This is a genomic window from Crocosphaera watsonii WH 8501, from assembly GCF_000167195.1.
In the GTDB taxonomy this organism is placed as follows: domain Bacteria; phylum Cyanobacteriota; class Cyanobacteriia; order Cyanobacteriales; family Microcystaceae; genus Crocosphaera; species Crocosphaera watsonii.
In genome coordinates, this window is sequence record NZ_AADV02000051.1 from 1 (window position 1) to 22,737 (window position 22,737).

Genomic DNA, 22,737 nt, shown 5'->3' on the forward strand with positions numbered 1-22,737 from the left:
CATTCTACAACTTTAATTATAGTATATAATCTTATGTAGGTTCTATTCATCATCTATTAAATATGAAAATTTGGTCTTTATCCTCTAAAGAAGCAGAAAATAATTTTACTGATACCCTAAATCATGTAGCTTGTGATTTAGAGCATATCAAAATTAAACAACCTGGACAAGAACCAGTTTATATGATTCCAGCAAAAGACTATGAACTCTTTATCAAACTCTTAGAAGAAGCAGAAGACAAAATCGACATTGAAGAAGCAGATAAACGTATCAATGATAATGAACAAGAAAAATTGACATTTGAGGAATTTTTTAATGAATTAGAGGTTGAAAGTGAGCCTGTACAGAATAGAATTTAATAAGCGTGTTAAAAAAGATTTCCGTTCAATTAACCCTCAAGATATACAAAGAATTAAAACAGCGATTACCTATACTTCCATTAACCTAACTTGACAACGTTTTGCCACTTCAATTAAACGATTATCATTCGTTGCTAAAGGTAAATTTTTACGCAAAGCCAATTCTAAATAAGCAGCATCATAAGAAGCTAAACTCTGTTCTCTTCCTAATTTTAATGTTTGTTGAAAAGCTTGTGATGACGTTAAAGTATCAATTACAATGGGTAAAGATTGTAATAATTTAATTGCTTGTTCACTTTGTTCAATTGTCATCCGATTTCTTCTTTCAGCTACTAATAGAGTATTAACAACTTCTAATGACCAAATTTCAGGAACAAAAGCAGTTGCATCTGTCATTAAATCTAAAATAGAATTAGCATAATCATCATCTTCATCCACTAAAACCCAACTAATTGAAATTGAACAATCTAAAACAAATTCTATCAAAATCTTCTCCCCTGTTCTCTCATCTCTCTAATATTACTTTGATCTATTGCAATGTTTTTTCGTAACGCTTTCATTTCATTAATCGTATTTTCAATCGACTCTTTCGTTACAGGTTTACCCCAAGCATTATAACGAATATTAGTTCTATTTTTTTTTAACTTCATTAGTTAAAATAAACTTAATTTCTTCTATTAAAGTTCTACCATGATAAGTAGCTTGATTTTGTAACTCTTCTAAGATTTCAGGTTTTATATCATCTAGAATAATTGTCATTGTTTTACTTGATCAGAGATTGTTTGACTTCAATTATAGAATATTTACACTATTCGGTTTTTTCCTACTCATGAAGTCTACAGCACTACCCATTATTGTTAGAAGTTTACAGTAATAGAACAACATGAAGATAAAAAAGGCAGCCATCATCGTATAATAAGGATCAATGGAAGATATAACGAATTCTCAATCAAAGACTTAAGTAAAGCTTAACCGTGTCCATAGAAACAGTCACACGATGGTTGTAATTATCTCTTAAATTAAACAACCCTATGGAGTCCCACGGAAGCATGATGAGAAGTACGTCACGAACATAAGGAGATTTAAGTTGGTTACCACAACATCATTGAAAACCACAAAATCAGAAGAAATTTTCGCTGCGGCACAGAAATTAATGCCGGGGGGCGTAAGTTCCCCCGTGAGGGCGTTTAAGTCCGTTGGAGGGCAACCCATCGTCTTTGATCACGTCAAAGGGGCTTATATTTGGGACGTAGACGGCAACCAATACATTGATTATGTCGGAACCTGGGGCCCCGCTATTTGTGGCCACGCCCATCCTGACGTTATCGCCGCCCTTCACAACTCTTTAGACAAAGGAACCAGTTTCGGCGCACCTTGTTCCTTAGAGAATACCTTAGCAGAAATGGTCATCGATGCCGTTCCTAGCATCGAAATGGTCCGCTTTGTCAACTCAGGAACCGAAGCTTGTATGTCCGTATTGCGCTTAATGCGGGCCTTTACTGGCCGAGACAAAATCATTAAATTTGAAGGGTGTTACCACGGCCACGCAGATATGTTCTTGGTGAAAGCCGGATCTGGAGTCGCTACCCTTGGTTTACCCGACTCTCCTGGGGTTCCCAAAAACACCACTGCGAACACCTTAACCGCCCCTTACAACGATTTAGAAGCAGTTAAAGCCCTATTTGCCGAAAATCCCGATCAGATTGCAGGGGTCATTTTAGAGCCTGTAGTGGGCAATTCTGGGTTTGTTGTACCCGATGGCGGCTTTTTAGCAGGATTACGGGAATTAACCCAAGAAAACGGTGCTTTATTAGTATTTGATGAAGTAATGACCGGTTTCCGTATTTCCTACGGTGGGGCCCAAGCAAAATTTGGCGTAACCCCCGATCTAACCACATTGGGTAAAGTCATCGGTGGTGGTTTACCCGTTGGTGCTTACGGTGGCCGTCAAGATATCATGTCGATGGTAGCTCCAGCCGGACCCATGTATCAAGCAGGAACCCTATCCGGTAATCCCTTAGCCATGACCGCAGGGATAAAAACCCTAGAATTGCTGCAAAAACCAGGAACTTACCAGCAATTAGAGCAAATTACCCAACAATTAAGCGAAGGCTTAATTAAGATAGGCAAAGATGCTGGTCATAGTGTTTGTGGTGGCTATGTTGGGGCAATGTTCGGCTTATTCTTCACCGAAGGCCCCGTCAAAAGCTACGACGATGCCAAAAAGTCTGATACAGCTAAATTTGGACGTTTTCATAGAGGAATGTTAGAAAAAGGTATTTATCTAGCTCCTTCTCAGTTTGAAGCCGGATTTACTTCCTTAGCCCATACCTCAGAGGATATTGACAAGACTTTGGCCGCAGCCAAAGAAGTTTTTGCTGATTTATAAACAAGTAGGGTGGGCATTGCCCACCTCACTGACTTATTCAGCCAGATTAACCCCAACAATACGGCGGTTATCATCGAATATGAATAAAAATTGTCTAATTCCCTTCTGGAATTTGGCTTCTACCACAACAAGATCCACCTCATCAACCCCAGAACCGGGCCGTACAGTTATCTCCTCAATACGCTCATACAGTCCGCTTTCTCGTTGAATATTCTGCCAAGAGCTTTGCAGTCGAGTGGGGAGAATTTCTGTTTTCAAGGCCGGATGTAAATAACCTCTAGCTCTCGCAAAATCATTAATAGCAACAGAATTAACCATAATCTCGGCAATTTCTTCGATTGACTCCACATTAGGGAAGTCAATGCCCACTATTTCACCTTTTTTGTTGAACGTCACCACAAATTGATCGCTGGTTCCATCGTCAAATTCTGTGTCTACCACCACCAGATCAGCATTAATAGTCAGTATAACCTTATAACCAACCACTTTTGTCACTGGACCAGTTAATTCAATTAGATTAGCCCAAATTTCCCCTATTTGATCCGTGGTTAACTCAATGGCTAATTCACGATTTAACATGGTTCTAACTCGACCATAGTTTTCTTCGCTCAAAAGTTTAATCACTTCTGCTGCTTCCTTTTTTAACCCTTCTTCATCCACCTTGTCAGCAGCTTGAACTAACTTGACAGGGGGGGGAGAACTCAACTTGACTTGTGCGTTAGCTGCTAAGGGACTAACGCCGGTGACTAAGGTTAGAACCAAGAAAGAAAGTCCTTTTTGTGTTAGGGATATTAAAGACCCGTTCATATAACGTTTATACCCGGATTTCTCACAAATTAATTTGAAAGCCCAATCCAGAGATGAAAAATGATAATTTTTAGGACTAATAGAAATTTTGAATATAGATGAATAAAAAAAATTGACAAAAATTGAGTTTAAGAGGGAATAATTATATTAACTTTTGATTTTCTCCACGATAAATAAGACTAAATGAAAGTATCAGTCAGTCAACAACTTATGATAGATATCTTTTTTAAAAAACAACTTATTCTACTTATCCAGTATTAGGAATAGTTTTAATTCTTTTGTTAGCAATAGACAAAATATCTTGATAAGGACAAGCACTAGCTATAGCGATAATAATTCTTCTACAACTAATCTTTATTCTGGCTCCCAACTTAAGAAGATTTAGACGTATTCTTCCCACAGTTGCTTTAGCCAATGAAGTTTTTTTTAAACAGTGTTGACAAAAAGCATTTATGAGAACATAAGCCCAGGAATGTATCCATAATCTTAGTTGATTACTTTGAAGTGTTTGAGTTGAAGTTCTATCAGCTAACAAGTCTAATTGTTGTTCTTTAATCCGATTTTCCATCTCGCCTCTCGGACAGTATTTTTTTGTATAAAGTTTTGAGGGTGGAATTTTTGAAGCGGGCAAAGATGTCACCACATGGCGCATTTTTAAGCCATCACTTCCATAAAAACTTTTGTCACTACTCTTCTTTGACAACTCCATGACTTTCCTGTTTTATAACGAATAGAGCGATACCAAGTAGAAATTGGTACTAATTTTTTAACTTCTTCTAAATCTTCTTTTTTCTGAAATAAACTATCCATTAATTCAGTTATTGGAGCTAGTTTTTTTTCATATTCATGTTTGGCTTTTTCAATTACATCATCCGCTCGTAACTTAAGAACGCCATTTGTTCCCATAGCTATAACATAATCAACTAAAGGCTGATTTTCACAAAAATAGAAGATTTCTTCACGGGCATAGGCACTATCACCCCTAACTAGGATATGAGTCTCTGACCATTTTTCTCTAATTAGTCCGATAATTCTTTGTAATTCGTCTAAGGCTCTATCGGCTGGATCTACATTAGATGAACGAAGTTTAGCAACTAATAAATGATGCCCACAGAAAATATATAAAGGAGCATAACATACTCCGTGATAATAACTATTAAAAAATGCCCCTTCTTGATTACCATGTACTTGGTCATCCGTGACATCCATATCTAATATAATACTTAAGGCAGGACAATATTCCAATCTATTAATTGTACTTTTTCCAGCTAACCATCCCTTTTTATCTTCAAGTTCATTAAGCTTTTCTAAAGCGATCTTAAGGGCAGGATCGTGACGTAATTTATCATGGTCATTGACATCTTCATAGCCTAAAATAATTCCATAAAGCCTTTGTGCTAATAACTCATGAACGGAATGATCTACATAAGATTGATGACGATGATCTTGAAAACAGTTACCAAACTTCTCCGTAATTCCCAGTTTTTTATCCAACTCAGCTATCCAGACAATCCCCGCATCTGAAGTGATTAGTCCCCCATCAAAATTAGCGATTATTTCTTTTCCTTTCTGTTTACTAAAGTTGATTACTTGACGAGGGGTTCGGGGATGACTGGGACTCATTAAATCAGTTTAAGGTAAATTGTTTTAATAATTAAATTATAGCATATTTTATTCTAACAATCTAGTACTATTAGAGATTTTATTAATAATTTTTTTGGAAAAATGAGTGATTGATTTATCTTTTCATCTTTGTCTAATTCGGGTTGATTTTAACTTAAAATCTGACAACAGACTGTTGGTTGGGGAAATCTGCGATCGCTCTGTTCAAACCCACTTCCTGTAAGGCTTCTGTGTTTGGCGATCGCAGATTTTGTGAGAAATTCGGGATTGGTAATTGAGGCAGGTCTTTCCTGGCTAGAAATTACAAGGCAGCCTTATGATATAAGCAAATCGACCAACGCATACTTTACCTATGCAGTATGCAAATGTTACTTTTCGGGAGGTGAAACCTATGTCTATCCACTAAAAGTAAATCAGATCAGATTACGTTATAATGGTGAGAGTATTTTTGTATTATTTGATGAAATCCGTCCTGTCAAAAGTGACGTAGAAATACAGATTGGCTTGTATTTGTATGACAGTTAAATCACAAAGTTGAAGTTCAAAATGCAGGATTATCACTAATGGCTATAACTTATTATTCCTGCTTAAAATGGTATCTTAGTGTGTCGTTCGTTAACTATTGAGTTTTGCCCATTATATTAAGGGTGGTATCACTAAGAAACTTATAGAATAGAATACAAAGTACAAGACTACGAGTAAATATTAATTTCAACATTTATTCGTAGTCTTGTTTAGTATATTAAAAAAAGCAATAATTGATTTTAATTAAAATATTTCATAGAAAGTAAATATTTTAAAGTCTTGAAAAATCACTTCTCAAGAATAAATCTTTTGTATAGACGTTATTTTACCTTCTAAATTGATTATATCCTCTTGGTGTAATCATCCAATTTTGGTGTAAAAATGTGCTACTGTTACCAATTAAAACAGTAGTTAACATATCAATTTTATGTTCCAACATTTCTTGTAAATTAGTCAATATTATATTTTCATCTTGACGATAAGCACAACGAACTAAAGCAACAGGTGTTTGGTGATTACGATGTTGTAAAAATATAGTTTGTGCTTCTATAATTTGGTTTTGACGAGTTTGCGATCGCGGATTATAAAGTGCTGTAACAAAATCCCCAATCGCTGCTGCTTCTAATCGCTTTTTAATGACATCCCAAGGCGTTAATAAATCGCTCAAACTAATGGCACAGAAATCGTGCATCAATGGAGTTCCAACTCTCGCTGCTGCTGCTTGTAAAGCCGTAATTCCAGGGAATACTTCAATACTAGGATTTTTACCATCCCAATTTATATTTTTTAGTTCTTCTAATACTAAACCAGCCATACCATAAATACCACAATCTCCCGATGAAATTACCGCAACAGACAAGCCCCATTTAGCTAAATATATAGCTCTTTGCGCCCTTTTTTTCTCTTTAGTAATGGGTAAAGATTCAACAATTTGACCTGGACTTTGTAACGATTGAATTAACTCTAAATACAAAGAATAACCAATAATAGCATCTGCTTGATTAATGGCAGTTTTAGCAGCAGGAGTCATCTGTTCTAAACTCCCTGGTCCCATGCCCACTAAATATATTTTTCCCTCTTTTCCTGTATATTCTAACTGACTTTGAGCAATAGCAACCGTTACCGCTTCGTTATCAGATTTAACCACTTGTTTAGTTACTAAAAGAGACTTTTCTAACCCAACTTTATCCCCACTTCCTCCATAATTAAACCAATAATTTGCCCCATAAATAGCTGCCGCTTCAGCCACACTAGGTGTCCCAACTTCTTCCTTAACAACCTCAGAAGGATTAGGAACTTTTATCGTGTTTAAAACATCACTAGAATAGGTTAATAAAGGATATTGTTTTTCTTGGCAATATTCAACAATTCCCACCTCATCTGCTTTAATATCAATGGTGGCAATACCTGCGATCGCCTCTGTCGCTAAATGATACTTTTGAAAAATTTTCTCGATGGCAGACTCAATCAACCCCTGAGATGTTCCCCGAATGCAACCGATCCCCACCCATAACACACGGGGATACCATTGCACCTTAGGAAGAGTAGATCCTTCAGCAAACTTGCGTTTAGTTGCACTGATCCAGACACGGGCTTCTATCAGGTTATTTTCACCGATTTCAGGAAATCCAAAGTAAAAAGGATGATTTTGAGGTAAATTATCTTGCCAAAGCTTAGAACCTGCTTCTTGTATCACCTGAACCCTTTTTTGACAAGCAATAGCATGACTTACCCCTGTCCAATCTCCTGGCCCCTTGCGCCAACCAAAAGGCAAGCCTAAAATATCAATGGCTGGTAAATTGAGGCTATGGGATGCACCGGTAATAATGGGGGTAGCATTCAGTTGCTGAGCGATTAATTGAGCTAAGCGATCTGCTCCTCCTTGATGGCCACTGCATAAACTAATCACATATTGACCCGTCGGCTCAACAACAATAATCGCAGGATCAGAGGCTTTATCCTCTAATAAAGGAGCGATAAGACGAATGACAGCACCAGTAGCCAAACAGAAGATAAAAGCTCGGTTTTCTGCCCAAATCGTCGCTAAATGATTTTTTAAAGAACCTTGATAATGACAAGTGGTGCTATCAATTAAAGATAAGGTTTCGGGAACGTACAGTGTTGCTGTTAAGGATTGACACAGAGGATGTAATAGTTGAGTAGATTGAGGCGTGGTAGCGATCGCAGCAATAGGCTTAAAAGCAGCAAAGAGAGTCATTAATAATCCTAAATTTCTGAGAATTTGAAAACTGCGCTTTCTTGCTTATAATACCTTAGACTTGATTAATTTAGCGATCGCCTTGATCCTCTTGATCATTGATAAATGTTCCTTTAGTTGATTGTAATTCTCGGAATAAGGATTCTACTTGATAGTAGGCTTTTTCTGAAGGCAATTTTCCTCCTGTGTATAGATTAGCAATAAATCCTACTTTTTGCGCAAATTCTTGTAGTTTAGCGTTAAAAATCACCGTATCATCCGTTAGAGATCCATACTTTAAGAAAAAGAGAAATGGAGGGAGTGCAGAATTTACCAAGTCTGCTTTTAAATGGAAAGATGGCAAGCTATTTTTAGCTAAGTGTAAGGAGCATCTAAATATAGTCTGGAGTCGCTTTTTACCTCAAGATAGTACCCCATCTATAGTAACAATTAAACTAGACCCATCTGGGCGTTGGTTTGTCTCAATTTTAGTTAAAGATCCTACTGTCAAACCATTACCAAAAACGAATAAAAAAGTAGGTATTGATGTAGGAATTACTAGCTTAATCACCACTAGCAACGGAGAGAAAGTAGCTAATCCCAAACAGTTTAACCGCTTGTATAAAAAGCTCAGAAGAAAGCAAAAGGCTTTGAGCCGGAAAACCAAAGGCTCAAATAACCGAGATAAAGCTTGCCTAGAAGTAGCTAAAGTACACGCTCAAATTAAAGATGCTCGTACCGACTTTCTTCACAAGTTAACCACTAAACTTGTGCGAGAAAATGACCTGATTGCTATTGAAGACTTAGCTATTAGAAATATGGTGCGGAATGCACCGCCGCTTTCCACTGCCGCGTTCCACGCCTTGAATTCAATTCAAGGTGGGTCGGCGGTCAAGAACCATAAGTTAGCTAGGTCAATTAGTGATGCCAGTTGGGGAGAGTTTAACCGTCAATTAGAATACAAATGTGAGTGGTATGGCAAAGAATTAGTCAAAATTGACCGCTATTTTCCTAGTAGTAAACGCTGTGGAAATTGTGGTCACATTGTAGATAAACTGCCGTTAGATATTAGGGAATGGGAATGCCCTAAATGTGGGACTAACCATGACCGTGACATTAACGCCAGTCACAATATTTTGGCCGCAGGGCTTGCGGTGAGGCAGCGCGGTCTTGGGGGTTTCCCCCACTCGCTATTGCCGAACCCCTTTGGGGTGTCAGTCTGTGGAGCGAGTGTAAGACCTGAAGAGAGTAAATCTCGGAAGGCGACTGCATTGAAGCAGAAACCTAAATCGTGAGGTTTGGGAATCACCGCACTTTTAGGGCGGTGAGGATGTCAACGACCTGAATCTATAGTATTGTCCCTTGAGGAGTCAGATTTTGAAGTTATGGAAGAGTGACGGGGAGTGTGGGGAGAGGGGGAGAGGGGGAGAGGGGGAGACACCGGAGACTGATAACTGATAACTGGTAACTGGTAACTGGTAACTGATGACGACAAACTCATAATTAATTCTGAATATTAAAGCAATTATGAGGAATCTTACTTTAAAATTAAGCTGGTGTGCTGTAAAAAAGCCGACTTTCTATCCATTTAAACATCGAACTATGCGAATATTAGCCCTGGTTCCTGGGGGAATAAGCGAACAAATTTTATTTTTTCCGACCCTGGAAGACCTCAAAATTCAATATCCCAATGCTATTATTGATGTCCTGGTTGAACCCCGTGCAAAGGTCGCTTATCGGGTGTGTCCCCAGGTTAACGAAGTCCTCTTATTTGACTATGAAGATCGCAGTGGACTGGCTGATTATTTAAACTTATTAGGGATTATCCGCGATCGCGAATACGATATAGCCTTAAGCTTAGAAAAAAGCTGGAGTATCAGGTTATTACTCTGGTTGAATGGTATTCCTTTGACTGTTGGCTATGGGAACAAACCTACTTGGTTTATATCTAAAGCCATTCCCCAAAAAACAGAACAATATGTTGCTGAGATGTACCATGATCTCATGGAGGGTTTAGACATTCAATCCACTTGTCCCCCCTTAAAAATAGCCCTACCCAAAGATGACATCTCTTGGGGCGAAACTGAGCAGAAACGCTTATTACTTGAGGAGAGCGGTTATATTTTAATCTATGGAGGGGCTAGTGAGTCCTATCCTGTGCCTCAGTGGAGTAATATTATTAACAGAATTCAAGAAAAGCAACCTTCATTGTCCATCGTTTTATTACAGGGTGGTGGTGATGAAGCTTGGGTCAATTCTTTACTGAGCAGTTGTTCTAATCTAAAGGTAACAAAACCTGGGGATATAGGAAAATTAGCTGCCATAATCGCAGGAGCTAATTTAATGATTTGTACTGATAGCACTCCCTTTCAACTAGGGGTTGCCGTTGGAACCTATACCGTTGCTTTATTTGGCAAAACTAACCCGAAGAAACGACTACCGGCCAACGACGATCGCTTTATTGCCATTCAATCACCCACTTACAATTTAGGGGATATTCAGGCATCAAAAGTGTTGGAAAAAATTTGGCGAACTTAATAAAACCCTATACTACTAGGTTATCGTTATTAACCTAGTTGATGTTCTTTTGCTCCCCGACGTTTTTAGGCGACGGGGTTTATTTTCAGATATTTCACCTGAATTAATCCTGAAATTAACGTAACCTCTTCTATTTCTTTTTAGCCTTAGCTAATTTCCGTTTGAAAGTTGTTCCAAAAGCGATCGCTGTCCCTGCACCAAGGATTGTTAAAGGTTCAGGAACTGCATGATTTCCCTGAGTAAAAGTCAAACTTCTTAGTTCAGCTTTAGCGTTTCTCGTTTGAGTTGGATCACCAATAATTAAAGAATTCTTATTAGGATTATTTGTAGCAGATATCGTCCTAATAAAAATATCATCAATATAAACATCTGCCGTCCCTGTGACAAATGATCCTTCTAAACGATAATCATGAAATTCCGACTTATCAATATGATTTAAGGAAACTATATCCCTCCGCATTGCAATATCATTTAATCCGATAGCTATGCTAAGTATTTGTGTTCCACTGGCAACAAATACACCAAACCCAGGAAAATTTACTCCAGAGCCAGTGATTTCTTCCTGAGTTACTCTGGCACTGAAAGATAAAACAAATGATTGATTAACATCAACTACATTATTCAGTTGAAACCCATAAGATCGTTGACCTCTCCCCATAGTATTTTGTTTTAAAACATTATTATCAACTAAAAATAAATCTTCAGTATGAGAAGAACCACGATCCCAAATTGACCATTCTTGTTCTGTTGGTAAACTATCAAAATCTAGCCTAATAGTAGAAGCTTAAACTTCTTTATTTATACCCATTACACCAAGAATAAATAATGTAGATAGTGACAGAAAAATATTTTTATTCATTTATTTAAACCCATATTCAATATAAAATCAGTTACTATTAAGCAACAACTTTCCTAATAGACTTTACAATAGTAACATAATAACTTATAGCTCTCTGTAATCGTAATGTCCAACTTCAGAAAATCTAAAAAATAACAAGATAATGTCCCCTTTACCCCATCATTATCGTTTTAAACAGGGGAAAACCCAAGATAAAACAAGACTGTTGAAATTTATGGAACTCACCTATCAAGAGTTATTTCCTGAACAGTCTAATTTCAGTCATTTAAGTAAAACTGTTGCTCAATATTTATCCTCAAAAACCCCCATTTGGTGGATAGAATATCAACCGCAAAATCAAACAAAACCCGACATCATAGCTTGTCTTTGGATGGGAACCGCTATCGATCAAGTTAATGGTCATAACTACGGACATATTTTTTTAATCTATGTTAAACCCAACCATCGTCGTCAAGGTTTAGCCACAACCTTGATCCAACAAGGACAAAAATGGGTAGAGCAGCAAGGCTATGATCAGATGGGACTACAGGTATTTGAACGAAACCAAGCAGCCCTGAAACTTTATGATAAATTAGGATTTTACCCTCAATCTTATTTAATGTTTAAATCTGGGAATATCAAGGAATAAAGACATTTTTTAACCGTTAGCTAAACCTACCATTATTAATCAACTCAGTGATTTGTTCCAAAATTCGTTATGATGCTCTAACAGGTCGCAAACTGTGAGAAGTGAGACGGAAATGAATAAACACGATCTTTTAAAATCGAAACCCGCTTTAAGAAAAACCTTGCTCAAACAAGGTATCAGCTTGGTGAGTGGACTGGGTATTTTAACCAGTGGAGTCGCTTTCAACGGGGCGATGGCCTCATCAGAAACCTTGGTCATTCCTGAAAGTTCTGCCCCCAAGGTCCAACCTCAACCCCCTTCCCCATCTCCTGTGAAAGTACCGAAGGTTTCCCCCTCCGTTGCCCCAATGCCTTCCAGTAATGCCAAACCGGTACTAAGACGGACTTCTAATAAACCTAATCAACCGAAAGTATCTCCGAAACCCTCAGTTTCTCGGACTCATGACAATTCTAAGCCGAAAGTAAAATTGTCAGCCCCTAAAATTTTAGATCCGCAAACCTCAAAAAGTGAACCTCCTAAAACCCTAAAACAGGCACTAACTCAACCCCAAACCATTCAATTATCCCCTTCCGTCACTACTAAGGGGAAACATAGTTACATTGATTCCAAAAGTTACGGTAACGTCAGCCCAACGGTTACAAAGCCCAACAAAGTTGTCTTAACCGAACGCTCTACCGGCTGTAAAACCGTTGCCCAAAATGGTCAGTTATCAAGGGGCAGTTGTGGTGCTGTGGCCACTCAAACCCCGAAAATTCAAGCCCCCCGAAAGTTAGCCCCACGTCGTGTTACTTTAGCCTCTCGTCAAAGAAACACAACCACTCAGGCCGCTAAACCCGTCAGATCAGCCCCAAGAGTAAAACCCCTACGCTTACGTCGTCCCATTGCCTCAGAACAAATAGTTAATCTACAACCGATCCAACGTCGGGGTTTATCCATTGCTCTAGAACCCTTACCCCGTTATAACCGCTCTGCCTCAATGTATGCGCCCACCGCGCCCCAAGCACGGAGAACCGATTTAATCTTTCCCCTACCCGTAGCAGCCACCATGACATCTGCTTTTGGTTGGAGAATTCACCCCATTGCTGGAACCCGAAGAATGCACAACGGGACTGACTTTGGCGCACCATTAGGAACTCCTGTCTTAGCAGCTTATTCTGGAGAAGTTTCCCACGCCGACTGGTCTGGAGGTTATGGTTTAATGGTGACGCTGCGTCACCTAGAAGGCACTCAAGAATCTCGTTATGCCCACCTTTCCGATATCTATGTCGAACCTGGAGAATGGGTGGAACAAGGGACAGTTATTGGACGGCTTGGTAGTACAGGCTATTCCACCGGGCCACACCTCCACTTTGAATGGCGACACCTTACCGATAAAGGATGGGTTGCCGTAGATGCTGGCCTTCATTTAGAGTACGCTATGGATAATTTAATCCGTTCTATGCAGTACGCTCAAGCCAGTGAAAACCCTGATAGTTAATACCAGTTTCGCAAAGTAGGGGTTAACGGCCGTTAACCCCTACAATATTAAACTAAGCTGCTTGTTCTAAACTAGATTCGTCAACTTTGTCAAGATGACGGCTATTTTTAGTAGGAACAGGCAAATCTTCTCCTTTATGAAAATCTTCTTGAACTTTATAGGTTAAACGGGGAGAAATTTGACGGACAATTTGAGTCAATAAGCGATCGCCTGTTTTTTGAATCACGGAGAAAGGCAGCTTATGAATAAATTTAGGAAACTTTACCGCCACATCCATAGCTAAATTCCATTCTACTTTGGTAATAATCTCTGGAACTTGCGCTTGTTTTTGTTTTTTAAAGGCTTTTTCTAACCCTGGACTAGCTAAACGGCTAGGAATTTCCTTAATAGACATGGAAGCGTGATAATCCACCTCATAGCCCAAATAGGGTTCATCGGGAATAGGAATACTGTGCATATCATAAACCCCATTGAGGGAAGGTTCTAAGACAACGGCCAGTTTCGGTTCCACATCGTAACCAAAAGATCCAAATCGCCCCACTGTTAAAATATAGCCATTATCCCCAATAGCTTCGGTTTTCATCGGCGCAGCACAACGACAAAACCATCTCTGATGAGCATTGAGATAGTTGGCCACTGTGTCAGCGTCACTATACATTTCCATATACCCCACAAATTGGGTCTTAAAATGGACAGGGTTGGCTTCTAAGGGTTGAGTAAGTTCTTGCTCTTCAAGATTGCTTAAAGATACCTCTGAAACCTGACTGGGATGATTATTGGGCCATTGACATTGCATAACGATTTCTTAAAAAGTTAGTTTACAGTGATTTTTTTGGGGTTACGGGGTCGTCAGACTCCTAATAAGGTTACGAAATTTACGAAACTTCATACAATAAAGAAAAGTTAAAGTATCCAAAGTATCTATTCTAAATCAAGTCAAAGGAGTATGACGATGAAAGCATTAGTAGCAGGTGCCACGGGGGAGACAGGTCGCAGAATTGTCCAAGAATTGGTCAATCGTCAAATTCCTGTCAAAGCATTAGTGCGAGATCAAGACAGAGCAAAGAGCATTTTGTCCCCTGAGGCCGAGTTAGTCGTTGGTGATGTCCTGGATGTGGATAGTCTAACGAAAGCGATGACAGAATGCACTGTCCTAATCTGTGCCACAGGTGCCAGACCAAGTCTTGATCCCAGCGGCCCCTATCAGGTGGACTACGAAGGAACAAAAAATTTGGTAAACGTCGCCAAAGGACAAGGAATAGAAAAATTTGTCTTAGTTTCTTCCCTTTGTGTTTCCCAATTTTTTCATCCTCTCAATCTTTTTTGGTTAGTTTTATACTGGAAAAAACAAGCCGAAAACTATTTAGAAAATAGTGGTTTAAAATACACTATCGTCCGTCCTGGTGGTCTTAAGAACGAGGATAACTCAGATCCAATCGTGGTGTCATCCGCAGATACCCTGTTTGAAGGTAGTATTCCTAGAAAAAAAGTAGCTCAAGTTTGCGTAGATTCTCTGTTTAAAGATGACTATCAACAACGCATTCTAGAGATTGTTGCTCAAAGCACTGAAGTTTAAAATCATTGATCATTGTTGATTTAATTATTATTAGATTATTTATCATGAAATATCGAAGATTTGGCCGTACAGAATTAGAAATGCCTGTTTTTTCCTGTGGAGGAATGCGTTATCAACATAAGTGGCAAGATGTTCCGGAAGATGAAATTCCTGAAGAGAATCAACGTAACTTAGAAGCCACAATTAAACGTTCTTTAGAAGTTGGTATCAATCATATTGAAACCGCTCGAGGTTACGGGACATCGGAAATGCAGCTAGGGAAGGTCTTGCCTAAAATTCCCAGAGAAAAGTTAATTGTTCAAACCAAGGTTTCTCCTAAAGAAGACCCTAAAGAATTTCGTCTACAATTTAATCAGTCTTTGAATTTTTTGCAACTAGATTATGTTGATCTATTGGGATTACACGGGATTAATACTGACGAAATTTTAGACTATTGTATTCGACCTGGGGGTTGTTTAGACGAAGCTAGAAAATTACAAGAACAGGGTAAAGTTCGTTTTATTGGCTTTTCAACCCACGGACCTACTGATGTCATCAAAAAAACTATAGAAACCGATTGTTTTGACTATGTGAATCTCCATTGGTACTATATCAATCAAGCTAATTGGCCAGCTATAGAAGCAGCGAAGAAACATGACATGGGGGTGTTTATTATTAGTCCTTCCGATAAAGGAGGAAAACTTTATGAACCTCCTGAAAAATTGGTTGAATTATGTCAACCTTTGAGTCCGATGGTGTTTAACAATCTCTTCTGTTTATCCCACCCAGAAGTTCATACTCTCAGTTTAGGGGCAGCCCGTCCAACAGATTTTGATGAACATTTAAAGACCCTTTCTTTGTTAGATGATCCTCAACCCATACTAAAGCCTATTATAACTAGATTAGAAGAAGAAGCTATCAAAATTTTAGGAGAAAATTGGGTTCAAACTTGGAAGCAGGGATTACCAAAACATCAGGAAACACCTGGAAATATTAATATAAAAACCATTTTATGGCTGAGAAATTTAGCCTTAGCTTATGATATGATTGAGTATAGTAAGATGAGATATAGTCTATTAGGAAATGGAGGACATTGGTTCCCTGGTAAAAAAGCAGAAAATGTCAATGAATTAGACTTATCTAAATATTTAGTTAATAGTCCTCACAGAGAGAAAATACCTAATTTGTTAGCGGAAGCTGATAGTTTATTGGGGGGACAATCTGTACAAAGATTATCCCAAAGTTAAAGGCTTTCTGCCTATTATATTGTAGGGTGAGCAATGCTCACCTTCCAATTAAATTTAGGAGAATACCAACAATAATCAAGCATAATTGTTGGAGGAGATAAGAAAAATAATGCCCAGAAAATGGCCGTTGAGAGATAGAGAGAATATTGAATCATGAAAGTGACAATAGCAATGGCGATCGCCCAGAAAATACGGCTTAAATAATGATTAGGAATAGAACGGGGATCGGTTAACATAAACAAGGCAAATAACAAGAGACTCCCTGTCATTAAATGATGACTTAAAACATCCCAACTCCACCCTAACCAAAAATTGCGGACTGCTTCCAATAGGGTATAAAACAGCAAGAAAACTGCCGAAGTTTCCCAACGGCCAACCCGTTTCAAAATCATAGCACCAGCCCCTAAAAATAGTAGCAGAAACCAGAAATCATTACCCCATTGTCCGGGGGATAACCAAGCATCTTGGGTAAGGGTTAAAGCTGCAATAATGCCAAAATTAGCAGGATTAAAAAAATGTTTTTGACTAACTCGAAACATAAACTTACTAGCAATGGCCAAACTCCCTGCTAAGATCATTGTTGTCTCGTGATTTGCCCGTAATAATAAACACAAACCCAAAGCTGTAATGAGGGAACTACGCCAAGAACCCATAAATAGGGGATTATTTAAGAATAAGTTAAAACTAATTTTATTTTTCTGTTTAATAAAATAAACCCAAGAAGTTAATAATAATTGTGTCAATAAACAACTAATAATAGCGACAATAATTAACTCAGGTTTTAGAGACCAATCACGGGTAATCATCCCTAACCCAAGAAAACTACCCAGGAACAAAATTTGATAATCTCGGTCATCTCGTAAGATCATGGTTGCTTCCTATAAAAATTGACAATGAATAATTCTTTTTTCTCCTTGAAAGCAGAAGTTTTGAACCGCCTTAATTATCCATTATCCATTGATAAATAGGAGCAAATAAGCAAAAGCCTTTTAATGATTTCCGTTTCTTCCCGTGCTATGGCACAAAAGAAACGTTAGTATAGAGGAGGTTATTTCTCGTTTTGTTCCATCTCTCACAAAAATAACTTTATGGAAATTCCTGTGTTTAATAGAGTAAGTCGTCCTCTACCTTGGATTTTAGCCGTTATGACGGGTGGACTCCTGTTTGTTGGGGGATTCACCTACAGAATTGCTAAAGCTCCTATTTCTGAGAGTAAACTGGAACAAATGACCGTTCTGGCTGAACGGGAAAGTCTCTCCGTTGATATCGAAGCTAGTGGGGTGGTAGAACCCATAGAAAGTGTCAATATTAGCCCCAAAAATCCAGGGCGGTTGGTGCAGTTGCGAGTTGAACAGGGTATGAGAGTTAAACAGGGACAAATTTTAGCCCTGATGGAGCATAGTGAAAATAAAGCTCGGGGTAAATTTGCTGAAGCTAGGTATAATCAAGCCTTGGCTGACTTAGAAGGAGCTAAAGTCCGTATTCCTAGTGAGATTAGACAGGCAGAAATTCGTTATATTCAAGCACAGAGCAAACTAGAACAGAGAAAAGCGAATTTAAAACGAGCAGTAGAGAGAATTCCCAGAGATATAGACCAAATCAAAGCACAAATCGTATCTGCACGCTCCGGCCTTCAGTTAGCGGCCTCTCGTGTGAAACGTAACCAAGAATTACTGGAAGAGGGGGCGATAACTCAAGATCGATTTGATGAACTCCTGAACAATTATAATAATGCTCAGGCTAATCTTATTGAGCTTGAAACCAGGCTAGATCAGGCAAATAATACCCAAAACCCAGAGATTGATCAATTAAAACAAGAAGTCATCCACGCTGAGGCTACCTTACTCGAAACACAAGTTCAACTCGAAGAACGCAAAAGAACCGCCACAATGGATATAGCCAGTTTAGAATTGGCTGCTGAGGCCGCTAAGGCCGAACTTGAAGAAGAGGTGATTCAATTTCAAGACACGGCTATACGCGCCCCTTTTGATGGCATTGTCACGCAAAAATACGCTAACCCAGGGGCTTTTGTCACCCCGACTACATCCGCATCTAGTACAGCCTCAGCCACATCTAGTTCCATTATCGCCTTAGCACGAGGGCTGAAAATAGTGGCTAAAGTGCCAGAAGTAGATATCGCCATGATTAAACAAGGGCAGCCGGTTATGATTACTGCCGATGCTTTTCCCAATCAGGTTTTTGAAGGGCAGGTGGTTTTAATCGCTCCAGAAGCCGTTGTCGAGGCAAATGTGACCTCCTTTGAAGTCACCATTGCCTTGAGGACGGGAGAGGATAAATTATTATCACGGATGAATGTGGATGTGAATTTTCTCGGACAAGAAATTAGCGATGCTTTGGTGGTTCCTACCGTGGCCATTGTTACCAAAAATGGAGAAACTGGGGTCATGGTAGCGGATGAGAACGAGAAACCTAAATTTAAACCAGTTACTATCGGTCAGGTGTTGGATGAAAAAACCCAGATTCTTTCTGGTTTAACCTCTGGAGAAAGGGTCTTTATTGATTTACCCGAAGACAACCAAAATCAATCTCTATTTTAACTAATTCAGCAGGGAGAAATCTCCCATTGAGGGACCAACCCTAACACAGTAGGGGTCAATGCTTCGACTACGCTCAGCCTTGGCCCCTACTGTGGTTGCTTATATAGCAGGAGGCGGGGGGCAGGGGGCAGGAGTCAGGAGGTAAAAACCTGGCTGCGATTAGGTTTGAGTTTGAAAAAATGTCCTAACTGCCTTGGGGGTTGCTATAACTACAGGAAACCCAAAATCTAAACTTTTGTAACATTTATCTGATTTATTCTCTCAATAAATTAAGGTTAATAACTGATAAAGACAAGACTAAAAAATAGATAATTGACTAATGGAAAAGGTTTAGATAATTGAATATTAATCAAATAAAATTTTAATTGACAGCTTTTTTTAATAAAGTTGAAAACAGTGGTATAGTCATAGTTTTTCAAAAGGATTAGGATAGTTATTGAAGGCAGATGAGTTGTTTTCTATCGTTGCAAAAAGAGGGTTATTTATTATGGCTACCATTGAAGCTCAAGCAAATATAGCTTTAACAAAAGCTGATTGTTCTAGCTGTTTAACTAGGAGTTGTCCCATGAATGGTTCTGACAATTCTCCGGTAAATTTATGTAATATCTTCCGTCAAGCTAATTGTGCTTTCTGTGCTATTAAAGAGTGTTCTTTTAATGGCACCATCAATTCTCCTGTATTGAGTTGTAGCAGTTTTAAATTGTTAGGTGCAGCTTAATTTATCGAGGCTTCAGTTATTAGTTAAAAGTTTTTATATATCTCTCCAATGTTTTATCTTATTTGGGGAGATATAGTTGACTTAAGGAATTTTAGGTGATTCCTATCCTTTATTTTCTGCCGTAACGCACCAAAATATTGTTTTCCGGTGTATTACGTCACACTAATACACCTACAATTATTTTGATATTGTAAGGTGGGCAAACCAAAGACTTCTCCTAGAAACCCAAAAGGTAGCCAACTTTGCCCACCCTACATTGAGTCTACCAACCTGCTTCAGCTTGACTTAAAACATAAGTAGCCACATCCTCAATTTTTTGAGCATCTAAACGCCCTCCAAACGCAGGCATGGCATTTTTACCATTAGTGACTTGATAGACAATTTTTTCTAGGGTATCTACCCCATTTTTCTCGAGGTAATTTTTGGCTAACCCTTTACTGGGTCCTGCTACTACATTTCCTCCGCCCATGTGACAAGCGTTACAGTTGGCAGTAAAAATACCTTTACCTGCACCAGCGTCACCGGCTAAGGCTGGGGAGGCAAAACTTAGACAAAAAAAAGCAAAAATCAACAAAATTTTGCACAATAAGCGTTTCATTGTGTTCTCCTTGGAAATATCGATTCTTCATTTATTCTCTCTACAATTTTTAGTCATGTCAAAAGACAGCTTGTCAAACTATCTCCCCTGTGAATGGTTGAGTTTCGTATACCAAAAAAAATCTTTTTTGTCCAAAGACAGCTTGTCAAACATCCCTCTTTTGCTTATAATAAGTAATGGAAAAAAAATACTGAGAACATATATTTCAGTCTTAAGGAATTTATGGGAACCACCAAAATGTCTAAAAAATTAGGTTTACTTATCGCTACCGTTGCTCTCTTCATCTCCAGTTTCTTCGTTGCTGTTAACCCTGCTTCTGCGGACACCGTTGAAGTTAAAATGGGTGCTGACAATGGAATGTTAGCTTTTCAACCCAAGCAAGTAGAGATCGCTGCAGGAGATACCGTTAAGTGGGTTAACAACAAACTCGCTCCCCACAACGTTGTTGTTGAAGGACAAGCTTCTCTTTCCCACAAAGGACTTGTTTTTTCTCCTGGTGACAGCTATGAAAGCACCTTTAATGAGCCTGGAGAATATACCTACTACTGTGAACCCCACCGTGGTGCTGGCATGGTTGGTAAAATTATCGTCAAGTAATTTTAATTATTTTTAACCTAATGTCGGGCAGAATTCCCTTATCCACGCTTAGGTTAGGGATGAATGCCCGACCAGTAAACAAACTGCGAAGCATCCATATTCCAGAATCTTGTGTTACAATCAATCTTGGTTGCGACCCACCCGAACGTTGGACTATCAGACAGCCTAACATCAAAGTAAAGTAGTAATACTTTCGGCGCAGAAACACTGTCAGATCGGGGAAAGAAATTACTGAAGAATAAAAAAGTAGGCAGCAAGAGCGTAAGACCAAACAGTGATTTGTCGAACAAGAAATAACTCTTGCGGAAGGCGAGAGCCTGCCTGTGGAGGCTGTGTTAGACCAAAATAAGACTTGTCTTATTGAGGCAACAGCCAATGAGACGGGAAAGCTCGAAGACGAATAAAACCGTCCTTGAGTTAAGGTGATTTCCAAGAAAAAGTTTCCCACCCATTCTCAGAATCTGTTTGTAGAACATCTCAAATAAGCGAAAAGGGAAAAATAAAAAGTTGTTCGCGGATACTTTCCGCGAACAAAAACCTCCCTATCTAAAAGAAAGAAATACGCTAACTTTTAAATTAGCTTTGACTATTTTTAAAAAGGAAATTCACTTAATTTTACACTCTTATTAACTTTTTAGACTAACTGGGTCTAATCAAAATATCCCATTTAGGTAAGTGAGGATTACGTTCTAAACGTTTCTCAATTTCCTTCATCTCTTTTTTCGTTAAAGAAATGCCTTTTTGATAAACTTTTTTACTTAACTTAACTATCGGATTTAAGCCTTTCCATGTCATAGTTTTTACCCAAGCTAACATCGTTTGAGCATTTCTCAGAAGTGTTCCGTTCCAATGCCTCTCTAAAATTCCCCAACATCTTTCTATGGGATTATATTTACTGTGATAAGGAGGAAAATATAGTAATTGAATAGATTTCTTAGTTTGGTCGGCAAACTCTACCATTCTCTTCAAAAATTGCCTTCTTCTTCCACTATTTTCTGGTCCATTATCAACTTTAATTTGGATGTTCTCTAGTTGCTGCTTTTCAGTTATACTCAGACTTGTCCACCATTGCTCCAAGTTATCTACCATGAAATCACTCGTTTTATAAGAACTTCCAAAAGTTACATAAAGTTGCCCTGTATCTTCATCTACAATCCCACAAGGAACGTATTTTTCTTTAGTTCCCATATCATGATCTTGAGCTTGATTATAACCTCTAGTTTGTCCGCCACGTGAATATTCTCCTATTTCCACAGTTGCTTTACAATCCATACTTAAACGTTTCACAGAAGGGTCTTTTTTTCTATCTTTTTTCTCTATATTCTCGAAGATAGCGTCCGTCTCCGAGATTTTTTTTTAGGTTTAGCTTTTACCACTTTTCTTAATCGATAGCCCAAACGATTTAAAATATCTGCCATTGTCGAAGCAGCAGGAACCTCCTCTCCATTATATCCTAGATTTCTTAATTGTTTAATGGCTTCAGCCGCCGTTAATCTTGTATAGGCAATGGGGTTATTAAATGTGGGGTTTTGTTGTGCGTGAGCTTCGGCTATTTCTTTCAATGATTGGGCAACTATTGGGTATCTTTCCTCCCATTTTTTACATCCACTATTGACTGATTGTAATCCTAAACACACTATCCCAGTTCGTTTTTCATGTAATCCAAGTTGAACATTTTTTCTCCCTCAACCAAACACGATTTCGGTTTGTCTGGCACTTCCTCCACAATACTTGAGACACATTTCAGCTTGAAATGAACGACGCTCTGCTCCCGTCATTTTTGAGGCTGCTAAACGTAAATCATCGACCATCGACGGGGTTAAGGGATTATTTGTCTGTTTTAGCTTCAATTTACTCTCTCTAATCTTTTTACCTCTTCATTTTAATCTATTTCTTCTGTTTTTTCAGACAAGCCAATTATGAAATTTTAAAGTTGTGTACAAAGATCCGCTAACTCTCTGTTCCTTTTATTTCTTGAAAGCCTTTAGTCCAAGCGATTACCCCCTATGGGAAAAGCTTTCTCGGAAATCACCTTAGAGTTGATTTAGATCCAAATCGACTA

21 protein-coding genes and 3 pseudogenes are annotated in these 22,737 nt (G+C 38.5%); 11 read left to right on the forward strand and 13 right to left on the reverse strand.

Annotated features, from left to right (window positions below):
• The first annotated feature begins 62 nt into the window (after positions 1-62).
• Positions 63-359 carry a type II toxin-antitoxin system Phd/YefM family antitoxin gene (locus CWATDRAFT_RS18555; RefSeq protein WP_007306485.1) on the forward strand — a complete coding sequence of 99 codons (297 nt, stop codon included), beginning with the start codon at positions 63-65 and terminating at the stop codon, positions 357-359.
• A gap of 69 nt (positions 360-428) precedes the next feature.
• On the opposite strand, the gene CWATDRAFT_RS18560 is transcribed toward CWATDRAFT_RS18555, so the two are convergent.
• From CWATDRAFT_RS18560 to CWATDRAFT_RS41075, 3 genes are read right to left on the reverse strand one after another with little or no spacing between them, the layout of a single operon-like run.
• Positions 429-845 carry a type II toxin-antitoxin system VapC family toxin gene (locus CWATDRAFT_RS18560; protein WP_007306503.1) on the reverse strand — a complete coding sequence of 139 codons (417 nt, stop codon included), beginning with the start codon at positions 843-845 and terminating at the stop codon, positions 429-431.
• Positions 842-1,009, reverse strand: a complete 168-nt coding sequence (locus tag CWATDRAFT_RS37390; protein ID WP_157134112.1) for a hypothetical protein — start codon at positions 1,007-1,009, stop codon at positions 842-844. Before CWATDRAFT_RS37390 ends, CWATDRAFT_RS18560 begins: the two co-directional genes overlap by 4 nt.
• The gene (locus CWATDRAFT_RS41075; protein WP_268742352.1) at positions 990-1,118 is read right to left on the reverse strand and encodes a hypothetical protein; all 129 of its coding nucleotides are present in this window, start codon (positions 1,116-1,118) and stop codon (positions 990-992) included. Before CWATDRAFT_RS41075 ends, CWATDRAFT_RS37390 begins: the two co-directional genes overlap by 20 nt.
• 328 nt (positions 1,119-1,446) lie before the next feature.
• Here CWATDRAFT_RS41075 and hemL point away from each other — a divergent pair, with 328 nt between their 5' ends.
• Positions 1,447-2,748 carry a glutamate-1-semialdehyde 2,1-aminomutase gene (gene hemL / locus CWATDRAFT_RS18565; protein ID WP_007306486.1) on the forward strand — a complete coding sequence of 434 codons (1,302 nt, stop codon included), beginning with the start codon at positions 1,447-1,449 and terminating at the stop codon, positions 2,746-2,748.
• 33 nt (positions 2,749-2,781) lie between these two features.
• On the opposite strand, the gene CWATDRAFT_RS18570 is transcribed toward hemL, so the two are convergent.
• From CWATDRAFT_RS18570 to CWATDRAFT_RS42140, 4 genes and pseudogenes are all read right to left on the reverse strand, one after another.
• Positions 2,782-3,510, reverse strand: coding sequence for a DUF3887 domain-containing protein (locus CWATDRAFT_RS18570; RefSeq protein ID WP_232287137.1), 729 nt, complete (start codon positions 3,508-3,510; stop codon positions 2,782-2,784).
• A 292-nt stretch (positions 3,511-3,802) separates the two neighbouring features.
• Positions 3,803-5,178 (reverse strand): annotated as a pseudogene (locus CWATDRAFT_RS18580) (IS1380 family transposase).
• An 850-nt stretch (positions 5,179-6,028) separates the two neighbouring features.
• The gene (gene cobJ / locus CWATDRAFT_RS18590) at positions 6,029-7,921 is read right to left on the reverse strand and encodes a precorrin-3B C(17)-methyltransferase (protein ID WP_007306499.1); all 1,893 of its coding nucleotides are present in this window, start codon (positions 7,919-7,921) and stop codon (positions 6,029-6,031) included.
• Positions 7,922-7,991: 70 nt separating this feature from the next.
• Positions 7,992-8,171 carry a DUF7219 family protein gene (locus tag CWATDRAFT_RS42140; protein ID WP_007311637.1) on the reverse strand — a complete coding sequence of 60 codons (180 nt, stop codon included), beginning with the start codon at positions 8,169-8,171 and terminating at the stop codon, positions 7,992-7,994.
• Between the two features lie 19 nt (positions 8,172-8,190).
• Between CWATDRAFT_RS42140 and CWATDRAFT_RS18595 the strand changes: the two are divergent.
• Positions 8,191-9,195 (forward strand): annotated as a pseudogene (locus CWATDRAFT_RS18595) (RNA-guided endonuclease InsQ/TnpB family protein); the annotation flags it as partial.
• Positions 9,196-9,502: 307 nt separating this feature from the next.
• Positions 9,503-10,438 carry a glycosyltransferase family 9 protein gene (locus CWATDRAFT_RS18600; RefSeq protein ID WP_021829903.1) on the forward strand — a complete coding sequence of 312 codons (936 nt, stop codon included), beginning with the start codon at positions 9,503-9,505 and terminating at the stop codon, positions 10,436-10,438.
• 130 nt (positions 10,439-10,568) lie between these two features.
• On the opposite strand, the gene CWATDRAFT_RS18605 is transcribed toward CWATDRAFT_RS18600, so the two are convergent.
• Positions 10,569-11,096 carry a PEP-CTERM sorting domain-containing protein gene (locus CWATDRAFT_RS18605; RefSeq protein ID WP_007306498.1) on the reverse strand — a complete coding sequence of 176 codons (528 nt, stop codon included), beginning with the start codon at positions 11,094-11,096 and terminating at the stop codon, positions 10,569-10,571.
• 343 nt (positions 11,097-11,439) lie between these two features.
• On the opposite strand from CWATDRAFT_RS18605, the gene CWATDRAFT_RS18610 reads away from it, so the two are divergent.
• Positions 11,440-11,925 (forward strand): GNAT family N-acetyltransferase, encoded by a 486-nt coding sequence (locus CWATDRAFT_RS18610; RefSeq protein ID WP_007306489.1) that lies wholly within the window; start codon positions 11,440-11,442, stop codon positions 11,923-11,925.
• Between the two features lie 112 nt (positions 11,926-12,037).
• On the forward strand, positions 12,038-13,402 hold the full coding sequence (locus CWATDRAFT_RS18615) for a M23 family metallopeptidase (protein WP_007306490.1): 1,365 nt from the start codon (positions 12,038-12,040) through the stop codon (positions 13,400-13,402).
• A 52-nt stretch (positions 13,403-13,454) separates the two neighbouring features.
• Here CWATDRAFT_RS18615 and CWATDRAFT_RS18620 read toward each other — a convergent pair whose 3' ends face one another.
• Positions 13,455-14,198 carry a DUF1997 domain-containing protein gene (locus CWATDRAFT_RS18620; RefSeq protein WP_007306497.1) on the reverse strand — a complete coding sequence of 248 codons (744 nt, stop codon included), beginning with the start codon at positions 14,196-14,198 and terminating at the stop codon, positions 13,455-13,457.
• Positions 14,199-14,354: 156 nt separating this feature from the next.
• Between CWATDRAFT_RS18620 and CWATDRAFT_RS18625 the strand changes: the two genes are divergently transcribed.
• Together CWATDRAFT_RS18625 and CWATDRAFT_RS18630 are read left to right on the forward strand one after the other, a co-directional pair.
• Positions 14,355-14,978: an SDR family oxidoreductase gene (locus tag CWATDRAFT_RS18625; RefSeq protein ID WP_007306491.1), complete on the forward strand. Its 624-nt coding sequence runs from the start codon at positions 14,355-14,357 to the stop codon at positions 14,976-14,978.
• Between the two features lie 44 nt (positions 14,979-15,022).
• On the forward strand, positions 15,023-16,204 hold the full coding sequence (locus CWATDRAFT_RS18630) for an aldo/keto reductase (protein ID WP_007306492.1): 1,182 nt from the start codon (positions 15,023-15,025) through the stop codon (positions 16,202-16,204).
• A 14-nt stretch (positions 16,205-16,218) separates the two neighbouring features.
• On the opposite strand, the gene CWATDRAFT_RS18635 is transcribed toward CWATDRAFT_RS18630, so the two are convergent.
• The gene (locus CWATDRAFT_RS18635) at positions 16,219-17,073 is read right to left on the reverse strand and encodes an RnfABCDGE type electron transport complex subunit D (RefSeq protein WP_007306496.1); all 855 of its coding nucleotides are present in this window, start codon (positions 17,071-17,073) and stop codon (positions 16,219-16,221) included.
• 219 nt (positions 17,074-17,292) lie between these two features.
• Between CWATDRAFT_RS18635 and CWATDRAFT_RS18640 the strand changes: the two genes are divergently transcribed.
• Entirely contained in the window at positions 17,293-18,762 is a 1,470-nt protein-coding gene (locus tag CWATDRAFT_RS18640; protein ID WP_007306493.1) for an efflux RND transporter periplasmic adaptor subunit, read from the forward strand.
• Between the two features lie 487 nt (positions 18,763-19,249).
• On the forward strand, positions 19,250-19,480 hold the full coding sequence (locus CWATDRAFT_RS18645; protein ID WP_007311647.1) for a hypothetical protein: 231 nt from the start codon (positions 19,250-19,252) through the stop codon (positions 19,478-19,480).
• 262 nt (positions 19,481-19,742) lie between these two features.
• On the opposite strand, the gene petJ is transcribed toward CWATDRAFT_RS18645, so the two are convergent.
• Positions 19,743-20,078, reverse strand: coding sequence for a cytochrome c6 PetJ (gene petJ / locus CWATDRAFT_RS18650; RefSeq protein WP_007306495.1), 336 nt, complete (start codon positions 20,076-20,078; stop codon positions 19,743-19,745).
• Positions 20,079-20,315: 237 nt separating this feature from the next.
• On the opposite strand from petJ, the gene petE reads away from it, so the two are divergent.
• On the forward strand, positions 20,316-20,675 hold the full coding sequence (petE, locus tag CWATDRAFT_RS18655) for a plastocyanin (RefSeq protein WP_035827577.1): 360 nt from the start codon (positions 20,316-20,318) through the stop codon (positions 20,673-20,675).
• A gap of 639 nt (positions 20,676-21,314) precedes the next feature.
• On the opposite strand, the pseudogene CWATDRAFT_RS38685 reads toward petE, so the two are convergent.
• Both CWATDRAFT_RS38685 and CWATDRAFT_RS41875 read right to left on the reverse strand, forming a co-directional pair.
• A pseudogene (locus CWATDRAFT_RS38685) lies at positions 21,315-22,312 on the reverse strand (ISAzo13 family transposase).
• 48 nt (positions 22,313-22,360) lie between these two features.
• Complete coding sequence (locus CWATDRAFT_RS41875; RefSeq protein WP_268742196.1) at positions 22,361-22,486, reverse strand: hypothetical protein; 126 nt, start codon at positions 22,484-22,486, stop codon at positions 22,361-22,363.
• Positions 22,487-22,737 lie beyond the last annotated feature (251 nt).

Coding starts and splice junctions, on each gene's coding strand:
- CWATDRAFT_RS18555 (WP_007306485.1), top strand. CDS start 63: ATGAAAATTTGGTCTTTATCCTCTAAAGAAGCAGAAAATAATTTTACT.
- CWATDRAFT_RS37390 (WP_157134112.1), bottom strand. CDS start 1,009: ATGAAGTTAAAAAAAAATAGAACTAATATTCGTTATAATGCTTGGGGT.
- CWATDRAFT_RS41075 (WP_268742352.1), bottom strand. CDS start 1,118: ATGACAATTATTCTAGATGATATAAAACCTGAAATCTTAGAAGAGTTA.
- cobJ (WP_007306499.1), bottom strand. CDS start 7,921: ATGACTCTCTTTGCTGCTTTTAAGCCTATTGCTGCGATCGCTACCACG.
- CWATDRAFT_RS18600 (WP_021829903.1), top strand. CDS start 9,503: ATGCGAATATTAGCCCTGGTTCCTGGGGGAATAAGCGAACAAATTTTA.
- CWATDRAFT_RS18605 (WP_007306498.1), bottom strand. CDS start 11,096: ATGGGGAGAGGTCAACGATCTTATGGGTTTCAACTGAATAATGTAGTT.
- CWATDRAFT_RS18610 (WP_007306489.1), top strand. CDS start 11,440: ATGTCCCCTTTACCCCATCATTATCGTTTTAAACAGGGGAAAACCCAA.
- CWATDRAFT_RS18615 (WP_007306490.1), top strand. CDS start 12,038: ATGAATAAACACGATCTTTTAAAATCGAAACCCGCTTTAAGAAAAACC.
- CWATDRAFT_RS18620 (WP_007306497.1), bottom strand. CDS start 14,198: ATGCAATGTCAATGGCCCAATAATCATCCCAGTCAGGTTTCAGAGGTA.
- CWATDRAFT_RS18625 (WP_007306491.1), top strand. CDS start 14,355: ATGAAAGCATTAGTAGCAGGTGCCACGGGGGAGACAGGTCGCAGAATT.
- CWATDRAFT_RS18630 (WP_007306492.1), top strand. CDS start 15,023: ATGAAATATCGAAGATTTGGCCGTACAGAATTAGAAATGCCTGTTTTT.
- CWATDRAFT_RS18635 (WP_007306496.1), bottom strand. CDS start 17,073: ATGATCTTACGAGATGACCGAGATTATCAAATTTTGTTCCTGGGTAGT.
- CWATDRAFT_RS18640 (WP_007306493.1), top strand. CDS start 17,293: ATGGAAATTCCTGTGTTTAATAGAGTAAGTCGTCCTCTACCTTGGATT.
- CWATDRAFT_RS18645 (WP_007311647.1), top strand. CDS start 19,250: ATGGCTACCATTGAAGCTCAAGCAAATATAGCTTTAACAAAAGCTGAT.
- petJ (WP_007306495.1), bottom strand. CDS start 20,078: ATGAAACGCTTATTGTGCAAAATTTTGTTGATTTTTGCTTTTTTTTGT.
- petE (WP_035827577.1), top strand. CDS start 20,316: ATGTCTAAAAAATTAGGTTTACTTATCGCTACCGTTGCTCTCTTCATC.
- CWATDRAFT_RS41875 (WP_268742196.1), bottom strand. CDS start 22,486: ATGGTCGATGATTTACGTTTAGCAGCCTCAAAAATGACGGGAGCAGAG.